The organism is Bartonella sp. B1098, assembly GCF_944896145.1.
Taxonomy (GTDB): domain Bacteria; phylum Pseudomonadota; class Alphaproteobacteria; order Rhizobiales; family Rhizobiaceae; genus Bartonella.
Genome location: NZ_CALYLP010000003.1, coordinates 131,113 through 152,420 on the forward strand (window position 1 = coordinate 131,113; position 21,308 = coordinate 152,420).

Genomic DNA, 21,308 nt, shown 5'->3' on the forward strand with positions numbered 1-21,308 from the left:
ACATAATTATTTCAGATTGTTTTTGGTCTTGAAATCCACCCAACCTAACAAACAAAATCTGCCACCTTACAGATGAATATTTTTTTATTAAACCACATACTTTTCCACAATCTAAACTGCTAGATTAAAAAAAAATTAAAATGCTGAATTTCGATTAATTTGACGGATAAATGCTCATGAATCCTTGCAATAACATTACGATTACACCAGAGCTCATTGCACAACACGGCCTAAAAGAGGATGAATATCAACGTATCCTAACGTTAATTGGGAGAGAACCAACATTTACTGAATTGGGAATTTTTTCTGCAATGTGGAACGAACATTGTTCCTATAAATCCTCTAAAAAATGGCTCAAAACACTTCCAACAGAAGGAAAGTGCGTCATTCAAGGTCCTGGTGAAAATGCTGGTGTTATTGATATTGGTGAAGGGCAATGTGTTGTTTTCAAAATGGAAAGTCATAACCATCCTTCTTATATTGAACCGTATCAAGGAGCCGCAACAGGTGTTGGTGGTATTTTACGTGATGTCTTTACAATGGGTGCCCGTCCTGTTGCAGCGATGAATGCATTGCGTTTTGGTGCTCCAGATCACCCCCGAACACGTCATCTTGTCTCTGGTGTTGTCTCTGGAATAGGTAGTTACAGCAATTCTTTTGGTGTTCCAACGGTTGGTGGAGAAGTCAATTTTGATGAGCGTTATAATGGCAATATCCTCGTTAACGCTTTTGTCGCCGGTATTGCAAAGACAGATGCCATTTTTTATTCTAAAGCACAAGGCATCGGACTGCCTGTTGTTTACCTTGGTGCCAAAACAGGGCGTGATGGTGTTGGTGGAGCAACAATGGCTTCTGCTGAATTTGATGATTCAATCAGTGAAAAACGCCCAACTGTTCAAGTTGGTGATCCTTTTACAGAAAAATGTCTTCTTGAAGCGTGTTTAGAGCTCATGGAACTTGGAGCCGTGGTTGCTATTCAAGATATGGGGGCTGCAGGCCTTACCTCTTCTGCCGTTGAAATGGGTGCAAAAGGAAATCTAGGAATACAGCTTAATCTCGATAAAGTTCCTGTTCGTGAAGAAAACATGACAGCCTATGAAATGATGCTTTCTGAAAGTCAAGAGCGTATGCTCATGGTCCTTAAACCAGAGCTAGAAAAACAAGCCGCAGCAATTTTTCATAAGTGGGGGCTCCATTTTTCCATTATTGGAAAAACAACTGATGATTTACGTTTCCGTGTCTTTCATCAAGGAAAAGAAGTTGTTAATCTTCCCATCAAAGAACTTGGTGATGAAGCACCTGTTTATGATCGTCCTTGGAGTGAGCCTGCAAAAAAAACACTTCTGAAAGCAGAAGACATCAAAAAAGTTGAAAATCTTGGTGATGTGCTTTTGACCTTATTGAATTCTGCTAATCACAGTTCACGACGGTGGGTTTATGAACAATATGATACGCTTATCCAAGGAAATAGCCTCATTTGTCCAGGAAGTGATGCAGGCGTTATCCGCGTCAACAATAAGAGTAGACGAGCTCTTGCTTTTTCTTCTGATGTAACCCCGCGCTATTGTGAAGCAGACCCTTATGAGGGAGGAAAACAAGCTGTCGCAGAATGCTGGAGAAATATTAGTACGACAGGTGCAATACCACTAGCTGCGACAGATAATCTCAATTTTGGAAACCCTGAAAAACCTGAAATCATGGGACAACTGGTTTTTGCAATTAAAGGCATCGGAGAAGCTTGCAGAATCCTCGACTTCCCTATCGTTTCAGGCAATGTTTCTCTTTACAACGAAACAAATGGAGAAGCTATTCTTCCTACCCCTACAATTGCTGGTGTAGGGCTTCTGAGTGATTGGTCTAAAATGGTAACAATAAGTGGTATGCAAAATGGAGATAGTATCATTTTAGTAGGGGATTGCGGCTCTCATTTAGGACAATCAATCTATGCACGTGACATTTTAAATATTGATGCAGGTGCCCCTCCCCCTGTAGATTTGCAACTTGAAAAAAAGCATGGTCAATTTGTCCGAGATGTTATTCATAACGGTTTTGTTCATGCCGCTCATGACATCTCTGATGGGGGATTAGCGATTGCACTTGCCGAAATGGTCATTAAAGCAGGGAAGGGAATCAAGGTAAAATTAAGCAATAAATCTTCCCACCATGCAGAACTTTTTGGAGAAGACCAAGGACGTTATCTCTTAGCCGTCAAACCTAATGCTCTCAACAGTTTTAAAAAGCATGCGCAAACCCATGCCGTTTCTTTAATAGAGCTAGGACAAGTTGAGGGAGATTCCCTTCATATAGATGGGATATTCGCACTTTCAGTAGAAAATCTCACACAAGCCTATGAGAGCTGGTTTCCACAATTTATGGGTAAAGAATAAAAAATTTATTCTTTCTCTTAAAACAACTCTTATAAAAAGTGAACGACATAGGAGAATAATGATGGCAATGAGTGCCCAAGCAATTGAAACACTTATTCGTGAAGGTATTCCCGATGCGACTGTAACAATTCGTGATCTTGCTGGCGATGGAGAACATTATGCTGCAGAAGTTATTTCTGAAAGTTTTCGTGGTAAAACCCGTGTTCAGCAACATAAAATGGTCTATGATGCCCTTAAAGGCAATATGGGGAATGATCTTCACGCCTTAATGTTACAAACAAATATCCCCAAATAGTCTAAAATTTCTTCTTGCATTCATTCATTCAATACGATTAGAAATAGTACGAACATTACACACTTATAAAAATCTGAGATATCGAGGAATGAAAATGACCACTGTTCATGATTTTATTGACAACGAGATTAAAACAAACGACGTCATTTTATTCATGAAAGGAACACCTGACGCTCCACAATGCGGTTTTTCAGGGCAAGTTGTTCAGATCCTCAACTATTTAGGATTGGACTATAAAGGGATTAATATTCTGACTTCTGACGAATTGCGTCAAGGGATTAAAGATTACTCAAATTGGCCAACAATTCCACAGCTTTATGTCAAAGGTGAATTTATTGGAGGGTGTGATATTGTTAAAGAAATGTTTCAAAACAATGAGTTACAGGAACTTTTGAAAGAAAAGAATATTCCCTGTAATCAATCATAGGTATCTTTCATTTTATTCAGACTCTTAAAGAGAGCTGTTTTTAGACGAAATTTTTATTTCAAGGATGCCATATGTCATATTCATTTGATGAACAAACGCATAGTGATGCGATTAGGAAAAAAATTGGCTATAAAGAATTTGTTATTCTAATTGCTTCACTCATGGCTATTAATGCTATAGCGGTAGATATTATGTTACCAGCTATGCCCAATATTTTGGAAGGATTAAATGTTCTCAACGAGAATGATCAACATTATATCATTTCGAGTTATCTTATTAGCTATGGTATTGCTCAAATATTTTTTGGTCCAATAAGCGATCGGTATGGACGACGCAAACTTATGCTTATTGGGCTTGCTTTTTATTCATTTACGGCGATTGGTTGTGTCTTTGTAACTGATTTTTCTCTCTTGCTTATTTTGCGTGTCTTGCAAGGGATTGGAGGAGCGTCTATGCGCGTTCTTACAGTTTCTGTCGTCCGTGATCTCTACAGTGGTCGGAAAATGGCAGAGGTTATGTCTATTGTTATGATGGTCTTTCTTGTTGCACCCATGGTTGGTCCCGCAACAGGACAGATCATTTTACTGCTCGGGCACTGGCAATTTATTTTTGTTTTCATGGCAATGATTGGTTTTGGGCTAATGATTTGGATTCTATTTCGCTTGCCTGAAACACTTCATGAACAACGCCCTCTTTCCTTTTCTTCCATTAAACACAACTTATGGGTTGTTGTGACAAATCGTACAACACTTTGCTACACACTCGCAACGTCCATTATTTTAGGCTGCATTTTTATTGCTGTTAATACATCACAACAAACCTATGAAGGAATTTATAACTTAGGCTTTTGGTTTCCGATAGCATTTGCCATCGGTGCTGCATTTCAGGCTTTCTCATCATTCATGAATTCTCAACTTGTTGGACGTCTTGGAATGCGGCGTATTGCCCATACGATGCTTTTGCTTTTTTGTGCCACTTCATGCATTTGGTTTATTGGATCCGTCTTAGCAGGTGGCGTTATCCCTTTCCCCTTTTATATGACATTATATTGTATATTAATGTTTACCTGTGGTGGTATAATGGCCAACTTCAATACACTCGCTCTCGAATCTGTGGGCGAAATTGCTGGTACAGGCTCTTCTGTCTCCGGATTTCTCCAAACATCTATCGGTGCAGGGCTGAGCTTTTTTGTAGCGCAACAATTTGATGAAACAACCATTCCAAACTCAGCAGGATTTTTCTTTCTCAGTCTCGTTGCCATCCTTCTTGTTTTATGGGCTGAACGCGGTCATCTCTTTAGGCAGTATCATCATAATCCTAACGAATAAGCATACTTAAAAGAAAATTAATAACATCTCTCTTGAGCAAGAAAGATATGCCTTTCACACAAAACAAAATACCTCCTAATAGGACACCCTTGACTTTAAAATTCATATCTCTTTTTTAAAGATAATACACTTCTCAAAGAATCAAATCAATTTATGACCGCACCCATGAAATAATATAATGGTAAAACAAAAAAAGTGTATAAGCCTATTATATTTAAGTTCCCAATGTTACAACAGCTCTTGGCACTTGAGGCAGCTCATAAAAGAAATTTTTAATTCTTTTCTTTATAAATTTCTACCTACAACACCACCCCACTTATAATGTGCAAGCAGACCATTTTAATTGTTTCAACATAAACAAGATTGAAATAAAAAAAACTATGGATATTAGAGCCTCTTATTTAACATAAGAATGATATTGAAAAACTATTCTTATAAATTGATATCTTATCGTAGAATAAAAATACGTAAGCAATTTCTTTTACGTTTTTATAGGCTTAAAATAAAAACGTTCTATTATTTAATTAGTAAGTTTTCCTGATTTTGGAAATCCTTTTGGAACCAGACGCCCGACACCCGCACGTGTTCCCATCCATTCAATAAGATCATCAGCTTGACGGTTAAAAATTCGTTCAGCGGTATCTTGCCAACTTAAGCCTTCTGATAAATTAAAAGTCTTGGCATCAACAATGCCTCCCTCTTTGTAACGTTGTAAACGAACCCCTTTACCACGATTCATTTCTGGTATTTGTTCAATAGAAAAAATAAGCATTTTGCGGTTTTCACCAACCACGGCAACATGATCACCATTGACTGGAACACAAAGCTTTACCTTATCAGGAGATTTCACATTCATCACCTGCTTTCCTTTTCGTGTATTGGCAATCACTTCTGCAGCAGGAACGATAAAGCCATTGCCCTGAGATGAAACCAGGAGCAATTTTTCTTCTGCATGATGCACAAAAGCTGTAAGAACATCATGCTCATCATCCATATCAACTAAAAGACGAATGGGCTCACCCTGTCCTCGTCCTCCAGGCAAACTATTTGCACCAAGTGCGAAAAACTTTCCACCATTACTTATCAGCACAATCTTGTCGGTCGTAAATGCCGGAAATGCCAACTTCAAACTGTCTCCTTCTTTAAAAGAAAGCGCTTTGTAATCGTGCAAATGCCCCTTCAAAGCACGCACCCACCCTTTTTCAGAAATAACAACAGTCACCGGTTCTTTTTCGATCATTGCTTGTTGAATATCATCAAGATCATGTCTTGGTGCTTCTTCAAATGTCGTACGCCTTTTCCCTAAGAGCGTTTCAGGACCAAAAGTGTTGCGAACTTTTTTAATTTCTTCTGAAATTATTTTCCATTGTTTTATAGGGGAGGCTAACAAATTCTGTAGTTTTTCTTTTTCAGCTTTAAGCGTTTCAAATTCCTTACGAATTTCAAATTCTTCAAGCTTACGTAAAGAACGCAAGCGCATATTAAGAATAGCTTCAGCTTGATTTTCTGTTAATTCAAAACGCTTAATCAACTCCTTTTTCGGTTCATCTTCTTCACGAATAATCTGTATAACCTCATCAAGATTCAAATAGGCAATAAGATACCCATGAAGAATTTCCAATCTGCTATCAATTTGATCAAGCCGATAGTGAGAACGTCGAATAAGCACTTCTTGACGATGTTCAAGCCATTGTTGCAAACTTTCTCGCAGCGAGAGAACATTGGGTCTTTTTCCCAAAGATAAAACATTAAGATTAAGAGGAAATCTGACTTCAAAATCAGTCAATTTAAAAAGGGATTCCATAAGAAGTTCAGGATCAACCGACCGGTTTTTAGGAACAAGCACAATGCGGATATCTTCTGCTGATTCATCTTGAATATCCTCAAACATTGGTAAGCGCCGCGCAAGCAACAATTCCGCAGTTTTTTCAATAAGGCGTGACTTTTGAACTTGATAGGGAATTTCGGTCACAACAATCACATAAGAACCACGGCTACCAGTTTCTTGATGCCAACGTGAACGTAATCGAAAAAAACCCCGCCCTATACGATAAGATTCCTCAATACTCTTTTTAGGTTCAACTAAAATACCACCGGTTGGGAAATCAGGTCCCAGCACAAATTGGTTTAAATCCTCATCACGCGTATCAGGGTGTGCAATCAAATGCAACGCCGCATCACAAAGCTCAGCAACATTGTGGGGCGGAATAGATGTTGCCATACCAACAGCAATACCTGAAGAACCATTGGCTAAAAGATTAGGGAAAGCACCTGGGAGAACAACAGGCTCTTCATCTTCTTCATTATAGGTCAAACGAAAATCAATAGCATTTTCATTAATTCCCTCAAGCAACAACGCAGCCACTTCAGTCATGCGTGCTTCGGTATAACGCATAGCCGCAGCATTATCGCCATCAATATTACCAAAATTGCCTTGTCCATCAACCAACGGATAACGAACCGAAAAACTTTGAGCCAAACGCACCAAAGCATCATAAATAGAGGCATCTCCATGAGGATGAAATTTTCCCATGACATCACCAACAATCCGCGCACATTTCGCATAAGATTGTCCAGGGTTCAGTTTGAGCAGGCGCATTGCATGAACAATCCGACGATGGACAGGTTTCAATCCATCACGCACATCAGGCAATGCACGATGCGTAATCGTAGAAAGTGCATAAGCCAAATAGCGTTCCTGTAAAGCAGAACGTAACTCTATTGGCTCAATATGTTCTTTATCAAAAGGTAAATTCATTTTATCAAACATAATATTAGAACAAAAATTCCCACAATAATAAGAAATTATTATGTAGGATTTATTTAATGCAAACTCTTATGAGTAAACTTTTTTATTAAAAGTCAACGACATAAAAATAAACATTGTAATTAGAACATGAACAGAAAATTATATCAATTTGAAAAATTTATATATGTTCTTCTCTCTTGTTCTAAACAATATATGAAAATCTTTAATAAATTATCGAAAACTTCTTTCAATATCCTCTTTAAAAGGTAAAAAACAAAATAAACTAAAAGAAGTAGAATATATTTTCATTGTTAAGGAAAGAAACAAGTATTTTTAAACAAATAAAAATCTCAAAAACAACGCTATTATTACTAAGCAAACTGGAGTTACGATATAACTTTTCGAAACAATGTAAAATAAATTTTTATCGTTTTTTCAACAACAACAATTTCCCCCAAAACATATTTTGAAAAAAGCACCTTTCAAACATCATCTTTTAGTATAAAGGTAAATTGTATAACAACTTCATCCTGTTTTTCTATGAAAAACTTAAAAAATATTCAAAGCTTATAGAATTCCCCAAGGTTCAGCCTATAGGAAGAAAAAATACATTATTTTCATAAACGCGAAAAGAGATAATTATCTTTTACAATGTTGTAAGAACTTCAACAAAATATAAATAACATATTGATATATATAACTTAAATAAAAACCCCCAGTATTCTAAAGTTTTATCATTTCCAATTTATTCATGATAAATCAATCACAATCATTTTCCTGCTTATCACAAAGGGAAGAGCAACTATCTAAGAAAGGAAAATGACAGCTTACTCTTTATTCAATAAAGATGGCAATGGTTTTCATAGCACTCATGAGGTTTTAAGTTATATCCTTCATGAGTGAGCATCATAACACGAGATAGACTACATTGAGAGATATTTTTTTATAAACAATGCCTCTGGAAGGATTAATACAATAGTATTCTTCACCTCTCTAAGTCGATAAACAACAGATATGCTCTTGAGAGGCATCAAAAACTTCACACTATGGAGAAAGAGACGACAACAATCTATAAATCACTTTATGAACTATTTTTGTGCGTAGGAGCCATACGGATTCCTAACTCACGTAATTGTGTAGAAGAAACATCAGATGGCGCACTCATTAAAAGATCAAGTGCCTGTTGATTCATAGGAAATAAAGCAACTTCACGTAAATTTTTAACACCTTGCAACAGCATAATAATGCGGTCAATTCCCGCAGCCATACCGCCATGGGGGGGAGCTCCATAATGGAATGCGCGATAAAGAGCACCAAAACGCTCTTTCACAACTTCCTTAGAAAATCCTACGAGTTCAAAAACTTTAAGCATCATTTCAGGCAAGTGATTACGAATTCCACCGGATGCAATCTCATAACCATTACAAACAAGATCATATTGAAAAGCTTTAAGCGTAAGAGGATCTTGACACTCAAGAGCATTTTCTCCCCCTTGAGGCATAGAAAAGGGATTATGGGCAAAATCAATCTTTTTTTCATCTTCATTCCATTCAAAAAATGGAAAATCAACAATCCACGCTAAATAAAAACCCTCTTTATCGACAAGGCCTAATTCTTCTCCTATCCGCGTGCGGGCTGCTCCAGCAAAAGATGCGAATTTTTTTGGATCTCCAGCCACAAAAAAACAAGCATCCCCATTTTCAAGTTCAAGTTGTCTACGAAGGGCTTCAGTTCGCTGCTCACCAATATTTTTGGCGATAGGCCCTGCTCCTTCAAATTTTCTTTCTTCTTCACGCCAGAAAATATAACCGAGCCCTGGTTGCCCCTCACCTTGTGCCCATCCATTCATACGATCACAAAAAGCACGACTTCCACCCGTTTTAGCCGGAATAGCCCACACTTGCGCATTTTCATCATTCGCTAAAATCTCAGCAAAAACTTTGAAACCAGAATTGTAAAAATGCTGAGAAACATCTTCCATAATGATCGGATTACGCAGATCAGGCTTATCAGAACCATATTTCCGCATTGCTTCATCATAAGAAATGCGAGGAAAGTTTTGTGTCACCGTTTTCCCATCTGCAAATTCTTCAAAAATAGAACGCACAATGGGTTCCATCGTTGCTAAAACATCTTCCTGCTCAACAAAACTCATTTCAATATCTAATTGATAAAATTCACCAGGAAGACGGTCAGCCCGCGGATCTTCATCTCTAAAACATGGCGCAATTTGAAAATAACGATCAAAACCTGACATCATCAACAACTGCTTATATTGCTGTGGTGCTTGTGGTAGTGCATAAAATTTTCCCTGATGAACACGACTTGGAACCAAAAAATCACGTGCACCTTCCGGCGATGAGGCTGTCAAAAGCGGCGTTGTAAATTCCGTAAAACCATTATTTTGCATAGCCCGTCTCATAGCCGCAATAATTTTAGTCCGACGCATGATATTTTTGTGCATAGTCTCCCGGCGCAAATCAAGAAAACGATATTTTAATCGGATATCTTCAGGATAATCAGGCTCACCAAAAACCGGTAAAGGAAGCTCTTCAGATTTTGAAAGAATTTCTACTTCTTGTGCAAAAATTTCAATCTCACCTGTTGGAAGCGTTGCATTGATAACCTCATCAGACCGTGCACATACCTCCCCATCCACACGAATGACCCATTCAGAACGCACTTTTTCAATAACTTTAAAAGCTGGCGAAGCAGGATCCGCAACAATTTGTGTGATTCCAAAATGATCACGCAAGTCCACAAAAAGAATTCCTCCATGATCACGAACACGATGAACCCATCCCGAAAGACGAACTTGTGTTCCTACATCACATCTACGAAGAGCCGCACAATGATGACTGCGATAACGGTGCATGTTTTTTGCCTTTGATTATAATATTCACATGCGCTACAAACGCTTTTTAATAACCATTTGTCAAGATATGAGAATAAAAACGCGAAAATAAAGTCAATAAAAGACAAATTTAATGTATAGAATGATAATAAAATGATGAATCTTATTACACAAACAACAGATCTTGAAATTGCACTTAACGCTCTACGGACCTCTGATTTTGTAACAGTTGATACTGAGTTTATCCGCGAAACAACTTTTTGGCCTCAACTGTGTTTAATCCAGCTCGCATCACCAGATGTTACAGTCCTGATTGATCCCATAGCACCAGATATTGATTTACAAGCATTTTTTGACCTCATGATCGATAAAAAAATTGTCAAAGTTTTTCACTCTGCTCGCCAAGATATTGAAACGATTTATTATCTTGGAGGCGTTATTCCTTCCCCTCTCTTCGACACACAAATAGCCGGATCAATTTGCGGATTTGGTGATTCGATCTCCTATGATCAAATTGTACAGCGCTGCACGGGGCATCATCTTGATAAATCTTCCCGCTTTACAGATTGGAGTTGTCGCCCCCTGTCTGAAAAACAACTACTCTATGCCCTTGCCGATGTCACTCATCTAAGAGATGTCTATCTCCTCTTGAAAAAAAGATTAGAAAAAAAACAACGGACTCACTGGATGGATGATGAAATAACTATCCTCTTAAATCCTAAAACCTATGATATGCCAGAAGATGAAGCATGGAAAAAAGTGAAAGGAAAAGTTAAAAAACCGCGTGAACTTGCTGTATTACAAAAGATAGCCGCTTGGCGTGAACGTGAAGCAAGAAAATACAATATGCCCCGTCGTCATATCATGAAAGATGAATGTCTCATAGAAATAGCAACCCAACAACCAAAAGATGAATCTGCGTTAAAACGGTTGCGCAGCCTTAATAAGAATTGGGATAAACGTTCAATGACGTCATCATTAATCAAGGCTGTCCACGAAGGCTTAGAGGCCGATCTTTCTACTTTACCCCCCATTCCTAAATATAACCCACTCCATGATACGACAGCCGCTGCTATCGATCTGCTCAAAGTATTATTAAAACTTGTTGCAGACGAAAACAGCATTGCCCCCAAAATTATTGCGACATCTAGTGATTTAGAAAAAATCGCCAATGGAGGAATAAAGAAAAATATCCCCGCTATGAATGGCTGGCGCTATGAAATATTTGGTCAAAAAGCTGAGCAACTGCTAAAGGGACAGATAGGTTTTTACTTTAACGATGGAAAAATAAGCACAAAACAGCTTTAATGTACATTTCTTCTACATCCTGAGATTCCCATAAATGCTTTTAAAGAGAAACTTGTGTTATGTCAAAATGAGTAGCAAATCAAAAGAGAAAAATTTTGTAATCGCACCTCATTAAATCAATTTTATTTGAAAAATATAAAAGAACTTCTGAGTAAATTTAAAACATTCTCATTTTTTAAAGATCCATTATGCTCCTTATATCTACATCAATTGGTATCGCTATAAGACAATACAAATAGGATAAATAAAATCTGCTGCTGACAAATTAAAAAAAACTTAAATCATAAACGCTTATTAAAGAGAACAGCTCAATCTTTTTCAGGTCAATCAACTAACAATTTTGTTAAAAAAATCTAAAAAACACGAAGCTTTTCATAAAAGTTTTAAAAGAAAAATTCTTAATCAAAATTGCAATGCAATCATTAAAAATGAATGAGCATAAAAACTAAAACATCTAATCTTTTAAGATCTGAAACGCGAATAAATGAGCAGGAAAAATCAAGAAATTTCAAAAGCAAGAGGTTGTTTTATTATTTTTGATAACTTCTTTAATCGCCCAAGAGGACGTTCTCCTAATAATCCAGCATAATTTTTTGGAATCTGCAAAACAATATGATCTTCTTTTTTAAGCCACAATAAATGAGGTAAAATCCCTGCAACAGAAGCGCTAAACAGATGAGCAATACACATGGTTTCACCAAGAATACGTGCTTTCTCAATGATATTTGGCGTTGCTAATTGAAAAATGGGAAGAGATTCTTTATCAACCAATACACTTGTATTGCGAAAAAAAACCGCAAGCGCTGCATAAAGGCGCCCCTCATGAGAAATTCCTGGATAAGATCCTAATGCTATCTGATTGGCTGCTTCATTGCCTCGATAATCTGGATGTATACGCCAACCAATATCTGCAAGAAGACAAGCCGCTTGACGATAACGGCATTCATTTTCAGTTTCTGAAATTCCAAAAACATCAAAGGCATTTGCCGTAAAATCAATAAGTTCTTCTGCTTGTTTTGGTGAACGTGCCCGTAAAATAGCCATTTCTGTACAGGCAGCAATGAGAGGGTCTGAAAGTCGAATCGCCTGCGGCAAACGCGAATAAAGAAAACCTTCACGAACACCAGCACCAGAAAAGATTATTTTTTCAAACTCCATACACTGAATGAGTTCAATAAGGACTATTGCCCCATACGATAAAAGTTTCCGACGATTCTGTGAAACCGCCGCAATCCCTCTCATATTATCAATATTACCACCTGCGACAAGACGTAAAAAACTCTCCATTTCCACGGCATCAACTTCATAGCCATGCATAACAGGAAGTCGATAGTGTTTCATTGCCATATGGAGTTTTGCCAAATTACGCCATGTTCCCCCTACGGCATAAAAATAACGTGCCATACCTCTACGTGTACGTGCAACAGAAGATTTATAAAATTGCTCATGTACAATTTTTGCAGCAACAGCACTATCATTATTTGACATATACTGTAGTCGTAAACCACCCAATGGAAGCGTTATCCCTTCATCAACATCAGAATGATCAATACCAATGAGTTCTAGACTTCCACCACCAAGATCTCCAGAAAGTCCCTTTGGTTGATAAAAAGTAGAAACAACCCCATAGGCTGAATACATCGCTTCTTCACTTCCTGAAAGCAGATATATTTTATTTTGTAAAATATCTTCAGCACTTTGAATAAACGCGACGCCATTTTTTGCATCTCGTGCTGCTGCCGTTGCTAAAGTATAGATCTCATCGGCCCCAATCTGGCGACAAAGCGTACGAAATCGCTTAAGCGTTTGCAACACCATTTTCATCGCTTTTTCTTCTAAAAATCCCGTTTTTGCCACACCATGACCGAGACCACACAGAATCTTTTCATTAAACAAAACCGTTGGTGAGCGAACAAGCCCCTCATAAATAACCAACCGAACAGAATTTGATCCAATATCAATAACAGCAACAGGCTTACGCCCTTTTAACCGGCCTTGAGCATCTCTATATGTCATTGGAATTCAGTCTTTATGCACTTCAGTTTGTTGCCGATGCAACGCAACCAAGCGCGAAATAGAAGATTCAAAAGACTCATTTTTCCCCGCAAAACCTGTATTGGCCATAAAATACTCCTGCGCATTAAACGGACTTTCACCTCTCTGCGGTATGATACGTTTTGATGTTCCATCCTTGAGTATATCAAAGCTTTGTTGATTATCAATGAGATTAGCCAGCATAATTTGTAAAAGAATCTTCCGCCGCACCATTTCATTAAAAACTGGAACTAATATTTCAATACGGTAGTCTAAATTACGAGGCATCATATCAGCAGAACCTAAATAAACAAGTGCATTTTCATTAGGCAAATCTTGACCATTCCCAAAACAAAAAATGCGACTATGTTCAAGAAAACGTCCTACGATTGACTTTACACGAATATTATCCGAAATTCCTGGAATACGAGGACGTAAACAACATATTCCCCGCACAACCAAATCAATCTGTACCCCTACTTGACTAGCACGATATAAAGCATCAATAATTTCAGGATCAACTAATGCATTTACTTTCATCCAAATAGCAGCAAGCTTTCCTTGTTGTGCATGAACGATTTCTTCTTCAATATGCTGAAGAATACGACCACGCAATGTTAAGGGCGAAAAAGCAATCTTCATTGTTTCATGTGGGCGCTCATATTGCACAATATAATTGAACAATAACACAACATCATGAGCGATATCATCGTCCGTGGAAAAAAAAGAAAGATCCGTATAAGTTTTAGCGTTAACAGGATGATAATTTCCTGTTCCAAGATGAACATAAGAACAAAGACGTTTCCCTTCACGTCTCATAACCAGAGACATCTTGGCATGTGTTTTTAAGGTAATAAAACCAAAAATAACTTGAACACCAGCACATTCAAGATCCCGTGCCCAACGAATATTTGCTTCCTCATCAAAACGTGCTTTAAGTTCTACCAAAGCCGTTACAGACTTTCCCCGTTTAGCAGCTTCAATCAAAGCGTTAACAATTGGGCTATCATTTGATGTACGATAAAGTGTTTGTTTAATTTCTACAACATCAGGGTCGCAAGCAGCTTGACGTAAAAATTGGACAACAACATCAAATGTCTCATAAGGGTGATGAATTACGATATCATTTTCACGAATAGCCGCAAAACAATCCCCATTATGTTTACGAATAGATTCGGGAATACGAGGAATATAAGGAATAAATTTGAGGTCATTACGGGGAATAGAAACAATTTCTGAAACCATATTAAGTGCCAAAGGCCCATCAAGAACATGAATACAATTATCAGGAACGGCAAGACAATTCGCTATAAATTGGCGTAAATTCTCTGGCATTTTTGCATCAAATTCAATGCGAATAACCTGCCCACGCCGCCGCCTTTTAAGCGCCTTTTCAAAAAAATGTACAAGATCCTCAGCTTCCTCTTCTACTTCAATATCACTATCCCGAATCACTCTAAATGTACCAATTCCATTAACTTCATAATGAGGAAAAAGATATTTGATAAAAAGGTAAATAACATCTTCCAATGCAATAAAACGAAAATGATTGCCCTCTTGAGGAAAAAGAATAAAACGCCTCAAAAGCATTGAAATGGGCAATAACACTGTACGTGCGTGTTGACCGGTTCCCTCAGACAATTGAAACGCAAGAGAAAGCCCTAAATTAGGGATAAAGGGAAAAGGATATGTAGGATCAACAAACAAAGGTTTGAGAACAGGTAAAATTGTATCAAGAAAATATTTTTCAAGCCACGATTTTTCAATGTCTGAAAGATCATCAGAACAAATAATTTCAATATTATTCTTTTTTAATTCGCCACGTAAAATATTCAATTCACGTAGTTGCTGAACCTGCAACTTTGAAATTTCAGCTAATACAATATCAAGTTGCTCCTGTGGAGTATACCCATCTGCACTGCGTGCTGTAACATGAGCACGAATTTGAGCCGCAAGGCCAGCAATACGAACCATAAAAAATTCATCAAGATTTGTTGCTGAAATCGAAAGAAATTGTAACCGTTCTAATAAAGGATGTTTCGAATTAGCCGCTTCCATCAAAACACGATTATTAAATTGTAGCCATGAAAACTCTCGATTAATAAACCGCACCGGATTTTTCATTGTTATATCCGATAGAGAAATTTTATCTGCCACCCTCTGTTCCATATATGCTCATTAATCTTCTTTTATACTGTCTAAAATCCTTGACGAAATACCTCACATAACATTCTATAATATGTTATCTTCCTCATAATACATCAATGTCTCATTTTTATTATTATGTTTCCATTTAATATTTAAAAATACTTAGAAAAAAGTTCCATATGCAAAGTGCTAAACACATGCCAATTATTCTATATAGCATAATAGAAGAGCATTTTGTCTTAAAAAGCATCTTGCATTATTATAAGCATTATTACAAACTCATGCTTGTAAAATGGAAGAGCCTCATCATAGTGGATGAGACAATTTTATTCTGGAGTTTATACCCATGGCTGATCATAACATTCCCCATTTCCAAAATGACCTTGGATATAAAACAATCGAAATTGGTGTGAAAGAGTTTATGTGCGTAGGCGCAACACAACCATTCGATCATCCTCATATCTTTATCGATATGGGAGCAACTGATGAGAAAATCTGCCCTTATTGCTCAACCCTTTATCGTTATGTTCCCTCACTCTCGTATGATCAAACAAACCCAACAGGGTGTTTATACCATCCAGACAAGCGAGTATAATGCGTTATCCGGCTTTCTACCACTCTTTTAATACTGCTTATTGAATATGAAATCATTTGTGGAGCAATCACCCATCATCGTTGGAGGAGGAATTGCGGGTTTAAGCACCGCTTTAGCGCTCGCTCATAAAGGAATTGCAAGCACCATTATCGAAAAATGTAAGCAACTTGAAACGATAGGTGCTGGTATTCAACTCACTCCAAATGCAACATCTATTCTTGCTCACTGGAAACTTCTTAACAAACTCACTGAAGTCGCAATAATCCCAGATTTTCTTGAGTTAAAAGATGGAATATCTTTAAAAACACGTCTACATGCTCATCTTATCAATCTAACAGAAAAATATTGGAAAGCCCCTTATATGACCATTCATCGTGCGGCTTTACAAAAAATTTTATATAATGCAGTGATTGAAAATCCCCTGATTAAATACAAAGCAGGCGAAACAATCATATCTTCTACCCACTCCGCAACCAACATTAAAATAAAGACAACAAAAACAGATACAGCAACAAAACAGCTTTATTCAACGTCCCTCCTGATCGTATGTGATGGCGTTTGGTCAACATTACGGCAACAATCTCCTTTTCATGAAAAAGCAAATTTTAGTGGCTTTATTGCTTGGCGTGCAACAACAGCATGTGATAATCTTCCTCAAAGCTTTCGTTCTTCGTTGCAAAATATGAAGACAATCACAGCGTGGATGGGACCAAACAATCATCTTGTTGTCTATCCCCTTCAGTCGTCAGAAAAAATTTTTAACTTTGTCGCTATTACGCATGGAGAAAATTTAAAAGAAGGATGGGCACATAAAGGAGATAAAGAAAAACTGAAATCTCTTTTTAAGGATTGGAATTCAAAAATCTTACAAATCTTTGATCATATTGATGAATGGAAATATTGGCCGCTCTTTCACATGAAACAAAATCGTTTTCTAGGCTTAGAGAGACAAGTATTTGTTGGCGATTGTGCGCATGCAGCTTTACCTTTTGCAGCGCAAGGTGCTGCTATGGCAATTGAAGATGCTGCCACATTAGCAGAAGCACTTTCATTGAAAGATCTTTCATTAACAAAAGCACTTTCGCTTTACGAAACAACACGCATCCCCCGTATCGCATCAGTCAAAAAACGTGGAGATTTCAACAGATTAGCTTATCATGCAACCGGTCCCATAGCCATTGCACGTAATCTCATGATGAAAATTCGCACACCTGAGAGCATTATGTCAAATCTTAATTGGCTTTATAGGTATGATGCGATGAATTCCATAAAAAGTAATGATAAAAGCTTATAAAATTCTTTCAGTACTTTGAATATCACCAAAGAAAGAAATTTTTTTGACTTTATGATACTAAAAGCCCGTCAATAATTTAACAAGATCTTTCAAAATCCCCTATCTGATTTTTAAAGCTCAACTTTTAACTTTTCCAAAAGCAAAAATCCCCCCAAATAGCCTCTATCTTTAATCTCGTTTTAACTCAATTCCACTTCGACAATACCCTGAATTAATTTCATAGCATTTGCAACATGTGAATTGACCTTATATCGCTTTGGAAGTGCAATTTCGACTTCTCGCAATCCCTCTTTTTGAATTAAAATAAGCCCAACCTCTCCATTTCCCCCAAGCTTTAAATTTTGTTCAATTTGTGGAAGCATATCAACTGTTTTTATAAAAAGACGCATCATTTTATGCTGCTGTAATGCTTCCTTTTCCAAAGACTGAATTGTCTCAATTCGCAAATTAACTCCTTCAGAGCGATTTTCTGCGCTCACTGTAATAATAAAAGATTTTCCAGGTTCTAGCATCTCCTCATAATCCGAAAGTGCTTCAGAAAAGAGAACGGCCTCATATTGTCCGCTTGTATCAGAAAAATGAATAATTCCCATTTTTTTACCGGACTTTGTTTTACGTACATTTTTTGCTACAACGGTTCCAGCAAGACGCGCAGCTGTTGCTCCCCCTTTAACGGCATTGGCAAAATGACTCCAAGTCTGAACGCGTTTTTTGGCAAGAATAACCTGATACTCATCCAATGGATGAGCCGAAAAGTAAAAGCCTATTGCTTGAAATTCTCGATAAAGTTTCTCAGCTGGCAACCAAGGAGTCGTTTGGGATAAAATCAATGGTTCTTTTAATCCACCTTCCATTCCAAATATATCAACCTGCCCGCTAGAGTTGTCATCGAGAATACGAAGTGCCCGCGCATGAAGTGTTCCAAGATTGGCTAATAAAACCTCACGCGCAATATTAAAACAATCAAAAGCGCCAGCACAAACTAAACTTTCCATTGCACGCTTATTAACAATACGAAGATCAACGCGTGCACAAAAATCTTCCAGATCCTTAAAAATCTTATTTCCACGACAAGCGACGATATGATCGACAACTGTTTCTCCTACCCCCTTAATGGCAGCAAGAGAATAATAAATACAGTTATCACCAACTTCAAAAACACGATGAGATGTTTGTATAGAAGGTGCAATAACTTCAATACCCAGCCTTAATGCCTCACGCCGAAAATCATTGAGCTTATCGGTATTCGTCATATCATGCGTCATTGAAGCAGCTAAAAACTCAACGGGATAATTGGCTTTCATATAAGCTGTTTGATAAGAAACAATTGCATAAGCAGCAGCATGAGATTTATTAAATCCATAATCGGCAAATTTTGCTAAAAGATCAAAGATAATATCAGCCTGTTCTTTATCAACACCACCAGCAACGGCTCCATTGACAAAACGTGTACGCTGTTTTTGCATTTCTGCATGAATTTTTTTCCCCATAGCACGACGTAATAAATCAGCTTCTCCAAGCGAATAACCAGCCAGCACCTGAGCAATCTGCATCACCTGTTCTTGATAGACTATAACACCTTGTGTTTCTTTAATCAGATGATCTATTTTAGGATGAATAGAAGCTATTTCCTCTTCCCCGTGTTTGCGTGCATTATAGGTTGGAATATTCTCCATTGGACCAGGACGATAAAGCGCAACCAGCGCAATAATATCTTCAATACGGTCTGGCTTCATTCCAATCAGCGCCTTGCGCATACCAGAACTTTCCACCTGAAATACGCCAACCGTTTCACCACGTGCCATCATAGCGTAGGTTGCTTCATCATTCAGAGGAATATTTGACAAATCTATTTTGATCCCTTGTCTAGCAACAAAATCAACAGCCATTTTCAAAACAGTAAGCGTTTTTAATCCAAGAAAATCAAACTTTACCAGCCCGGCCTGTTCAACATATTTCATATTAAATTGCGTAACAGGCATATCAGAACGAGGATCACGATACATCGGGACAAGCTCCCAAAGTGGACGATCTCCGATAACAATCCCAGCAGCATGAGTGGAAGCGTGACGATAAAGTCCCTCCAACTGAAGTGCTATATCTAATGTGCGTCCAACAACGGGATCTTTTTTCTTTTCTTCTTCAAATTTAGGTTCATCCTTAATCGCATCCGCTAATTCTACCTGACTTCCTGGTGTGGCAGGAATTAATTTTGTAAGATAATCCACCTGACGATAAGGAACTTCTAAAACACGCCCTACATCACGCAAAACCGCACGAGCTTGTAACTTACCAAAGGTAATAATTTGAGCAACTTGATCACGTCCATATTTTTTTTGAACATATTGAATAACTTCTTCACGCCGCTCTTGACAAAAGTCGATATCAAAATCTGGCATCGAAACACGGTCTGGATTGAGAAAACGTTCAAAGAGAAGAGAAAAACGCAATGGATCAACATCGGTAATCGTCAATGCATAAGCAACAAGTGAACCAGCACCAGAACCCCGCCCTGGACCAACAGGAATATCATGAATTTTCGCCCATTTTATGAAATCTGAAACGATAAGAAAATATCCAGAAAATTGCATACGCGTAATAACCGAGACCTCATAATCAAGCCGCTGTTCATAATCTGCGATCGTATAGCCTTCAGCCAATCCAATCGTTTTAAGTCGCATCTCTAAACCAGCTTTAGCTTGATTTAACAATTCACTATCTTCTGCTTCTAAAGTAGTTTCTGAATTAACAGATTGTTCTATAAAACGAGGTAATATCGGTTTTCGAAGAGGCGTGGCAATATGACAACGCAATGCAATTTCAACGCTATTTTCTAAAGCTTCTGGAAGATCAGAAAACAGTGCAACCATTTCATCTTGTGACTTCAAGTAATGATCTGGCGTCACCCTTTTGCGATCAGGGTTAGAGACGATCTGCCCTTCTGAAACAGCCATTAATGCATCATGCGCTTCATACCCTTCTCTCTTCAGGAAAAAAGCTTCATTCGTTGCAACAAGAGGAACTTCATGCGTATAAGCCAATTCAATAAGATCTGCTTCTACTCCTCGGTCATAAGAGCCATGCCGTTGTAATTCCATATAAAGACGATCAGCAAAAATTTTTTTTAAATAAATTAAGCGCTCAACAGCGCGTTCTTTTTTTTCTTCTGCCAAGGAAAGATTAATAGGTCCTCCCTTGCCCCCCGTTAAAGCAATTATGCCTTCACTGTGTGTCGACAACCAATCAGCTTTAATATGAGGAGGATCAGTATCACATTTATCAAGATAAGCACAGCTTACAAGACGAACCAAATGAGCATAACCAGTTTCACTCGCAGCCAACAGAATGACAGAGCAGAAATCAGAAGCATGACGTCCTTTAACCAAACGTGAATGATCATTTTCATCACAAAAATCAACAGTAAGCTGACAACCAATAATAGGTTGAACTCCATGAGAAAGACAATACTGCGAAAATTCCAAAGCCCCAAATAAATTATTGGTATCGGTAATAGCAACCGCTGGTGCATGATCTGAAATCGCCTGTTGAATAATTTGTGGGATTTTTAAAGCCCCTTCAAGCAAGGAATAAGCAGAATGCACTCTCAAATGAATAAAGCGAGGAAGAGAATTTTTGTCCTCTTGTAGTTTATTTTTATCTTTGATCACTCTCACAATTTCCCACTAAAAACTAAATGCTAAACAACACCCTTTAAAGAAAAAATTCCACGCTAACATAACTTTAAAGCTATAAATTTATCATCCTACATAGGAAAATATCCCAATTTTATTGATATTTATAAGAGAGTTCCATCAAGAAAATGCTTCTATTCACAGCAAATAAACGCCTAAAATAAAAAGAAACCAAATATAGCTCATATAAGCCCTTT

General features: G+C 37.7%; 12 protein-coding genes. 7 read left to right on the forward strand and 5 right to left on the reverse strand.

The genetic code is table 11. The features are described from left to right. The first annotated feature begins 176 nt into the window (after window positions 1-176). The 4 genes from purL to NNJ85_RS05005 all read left to right on the forward strand — a co-directional run bounded on the left by purL (window position 177) and on the right by NNJ85_RS05005 (window position 4,437). Window positions 177-2,387 carry a phosphoribosylformylglycinamidine synthase subunit PurL gene (gene purL, locus NNJ85_RS04990; protein WP_254474131.1) on the forward strand — a complete coding sequence of 737 codons (2,211 nt, stop codon included), beginning with the start codon at window positions 177-179 and terminating at the stop codon, window positions 2,385-2,387. A gap of 61 nt (window positions 2,388-2,448) precedes the next feature. Continuing rightward, complete coding sequence (locus tag NNJ85_RS04995; protein ID WP_254474870.1) at window positions 2,449-2,682, forward strand: BolA/IbaG family iron-sulfur metabolism protein; 234 nt, start codon at window positions 2,449-2,451, stop codon at window positions 2,680-2,682. A gap of 94 nt (window positions 2,683-2,776) precedes the next feature. Beyond that, window positions 2,777-3,109, forward strand: coding sequence for a Grx4 family monothiol glutaredoxin (gene grxD, locus NNJ85_RS05000; protein ID WP_254474133.1), 333 nt, complete (start codon window positions 2,777-2,779; stop codon window positions 3,107-3,109). Window positions 3,110-3,180: 71 nt separating this feature from the next. Then, window positions 3,181-4,437, forward strand: a complete 1,257-nt coding sequence (locus tag NNJ85_RS05005) for a multidrug effflux MFS transporter (protein WP_254474135.1) — start codon at window positions 3,181-3,183, stop codon at window positions 4,435-4,437. Between the two features lie 520 nt (window positions 4,438-4,957). On the opposite strand, the gene parC is transcribed toward NNJ85_RS05005, so the two are convergent. Together parC and aspS are read right to left on the reverse strand one after the other, a co-directional pair. Further along, window positions 4,958-7,207: a DNA topoisomerase IV subunit A gene (parC, locus tag NNJ85_RS05010; RefSeq protein WP_254474137.1), complete on the reverse strand. Its 2,250-nt coding sequence runs from the start codon at window positions 7,205-7,207 to the stop codon at window positions 4,958-4,960. Between the two features lie 1,060 nt (window positions 7,208-8,267). Further along, entirely contained in the window at window positions 8,268-10,061 is a 1,794-nt protein-coding gene (gene aspS / locus NNJ85_RS05015; RefSeq protein ID WP_254474139.1) for an aspartate--tRNA ligase, read from the reverse strand. A 132-nt stretch (window positions 10,062-10,193) separates the two neighbouring features. Between aspS and rnd the strand changes: the two genes are divergently transcribed. Next, window positions 10,194-11,348, forward strand: coding sequence for a ribonuclease D (gene rnd / locus NNJ85_RS05020; protein ID WP_254474140.1), 1,155 nt, complete (start codon window positions 10,194-10,196; stop codon window positions 11,346-11,348). A 498-nt stretch (window positions 11,349-11,846) separates the two neighbouring features. On the opposite strand, the gene NNJ85_RS05025 is transcribed toward rnd, so the two are convergent. Both NNJ85_RS05025 and NNJ85_RS05030 read right to left on the reverse strand, forming a co-directional pair. After that, on the reverse strand, window positions 11,847-13,364 hold the full coding sequence (locus NNJ85_RS05025) for a Ppx/GppA family phosphatase (protein ID WP_254474142.1): 1,518 nt from the start codon (window positions 13,362-13,364) through the stop codon (window positions 11,847-11,849). Window positions 13,365-13,370: 6 nt separating this feature from the next. After that, on the reverse strand, window positions 13,371-15,551 hold the full coding sequence (locus NNJ85_RS05030; protein WP_254474144.1) for an RNA degradosome polyphosphate kinase: 2,181 nt from the start codon (window positions 15,549-15,551) through the stop codon (window positions 13,371-13,373). A gap of 325 nt (window positions 15,552-15,876) precedes the next feature. Here NNJ85_RS05030 and NNJ85_RS05035 point away from each other — a divergent pair, with 325 nt between their 5' ends. Both NNJ85_RS05035 and NNJ85_RS05040 read left to right on the forward strand, forming a co-directional pair. Further along, window positions 15,877-16,125, forward strand: a complete 249-nt coding sequence (locus NNJ85_RS05035) for a zinc-finger domain-containing protein (RefSeq protein WP_254474146.1) — start codon at window positions 15,877-15,879, stop codon at window positions 16,123-16,125. Between the two features lie 46 nt (window positions 16,126-16,171). Then, window positions 16,172-17,419 (forward strand): FAD-binding protein, encoded by a 1,248-nt coding sequence (locus NNJ85_RS05040; protein ID WP_254474148.1) that lies wholly within the window; start codon window positions 16,172-16,174, stop codon window positions 17,417-17,419. Window positions 17,420-17,598: 179 nt separating this feature from the next. Here the strand turns inward: NNJ85_RS05040 and dnaE are convergent, their stop codons facing one another. After that, window positions 17,599-21,087: a DNA polymerase III subunit alpha gene (gene dnaE / locus NNJ85_RS05045; protein WP_254474149.1), complete on the reverse strand. Its 3,489-nt coding sequence runs from the start codon at window positions 21,085-21,087 to the stop codon at window positions 17,599-17,601. Between the last annotated feature and the right edge of the window lie 221 nt (window positions 21,088-21,308).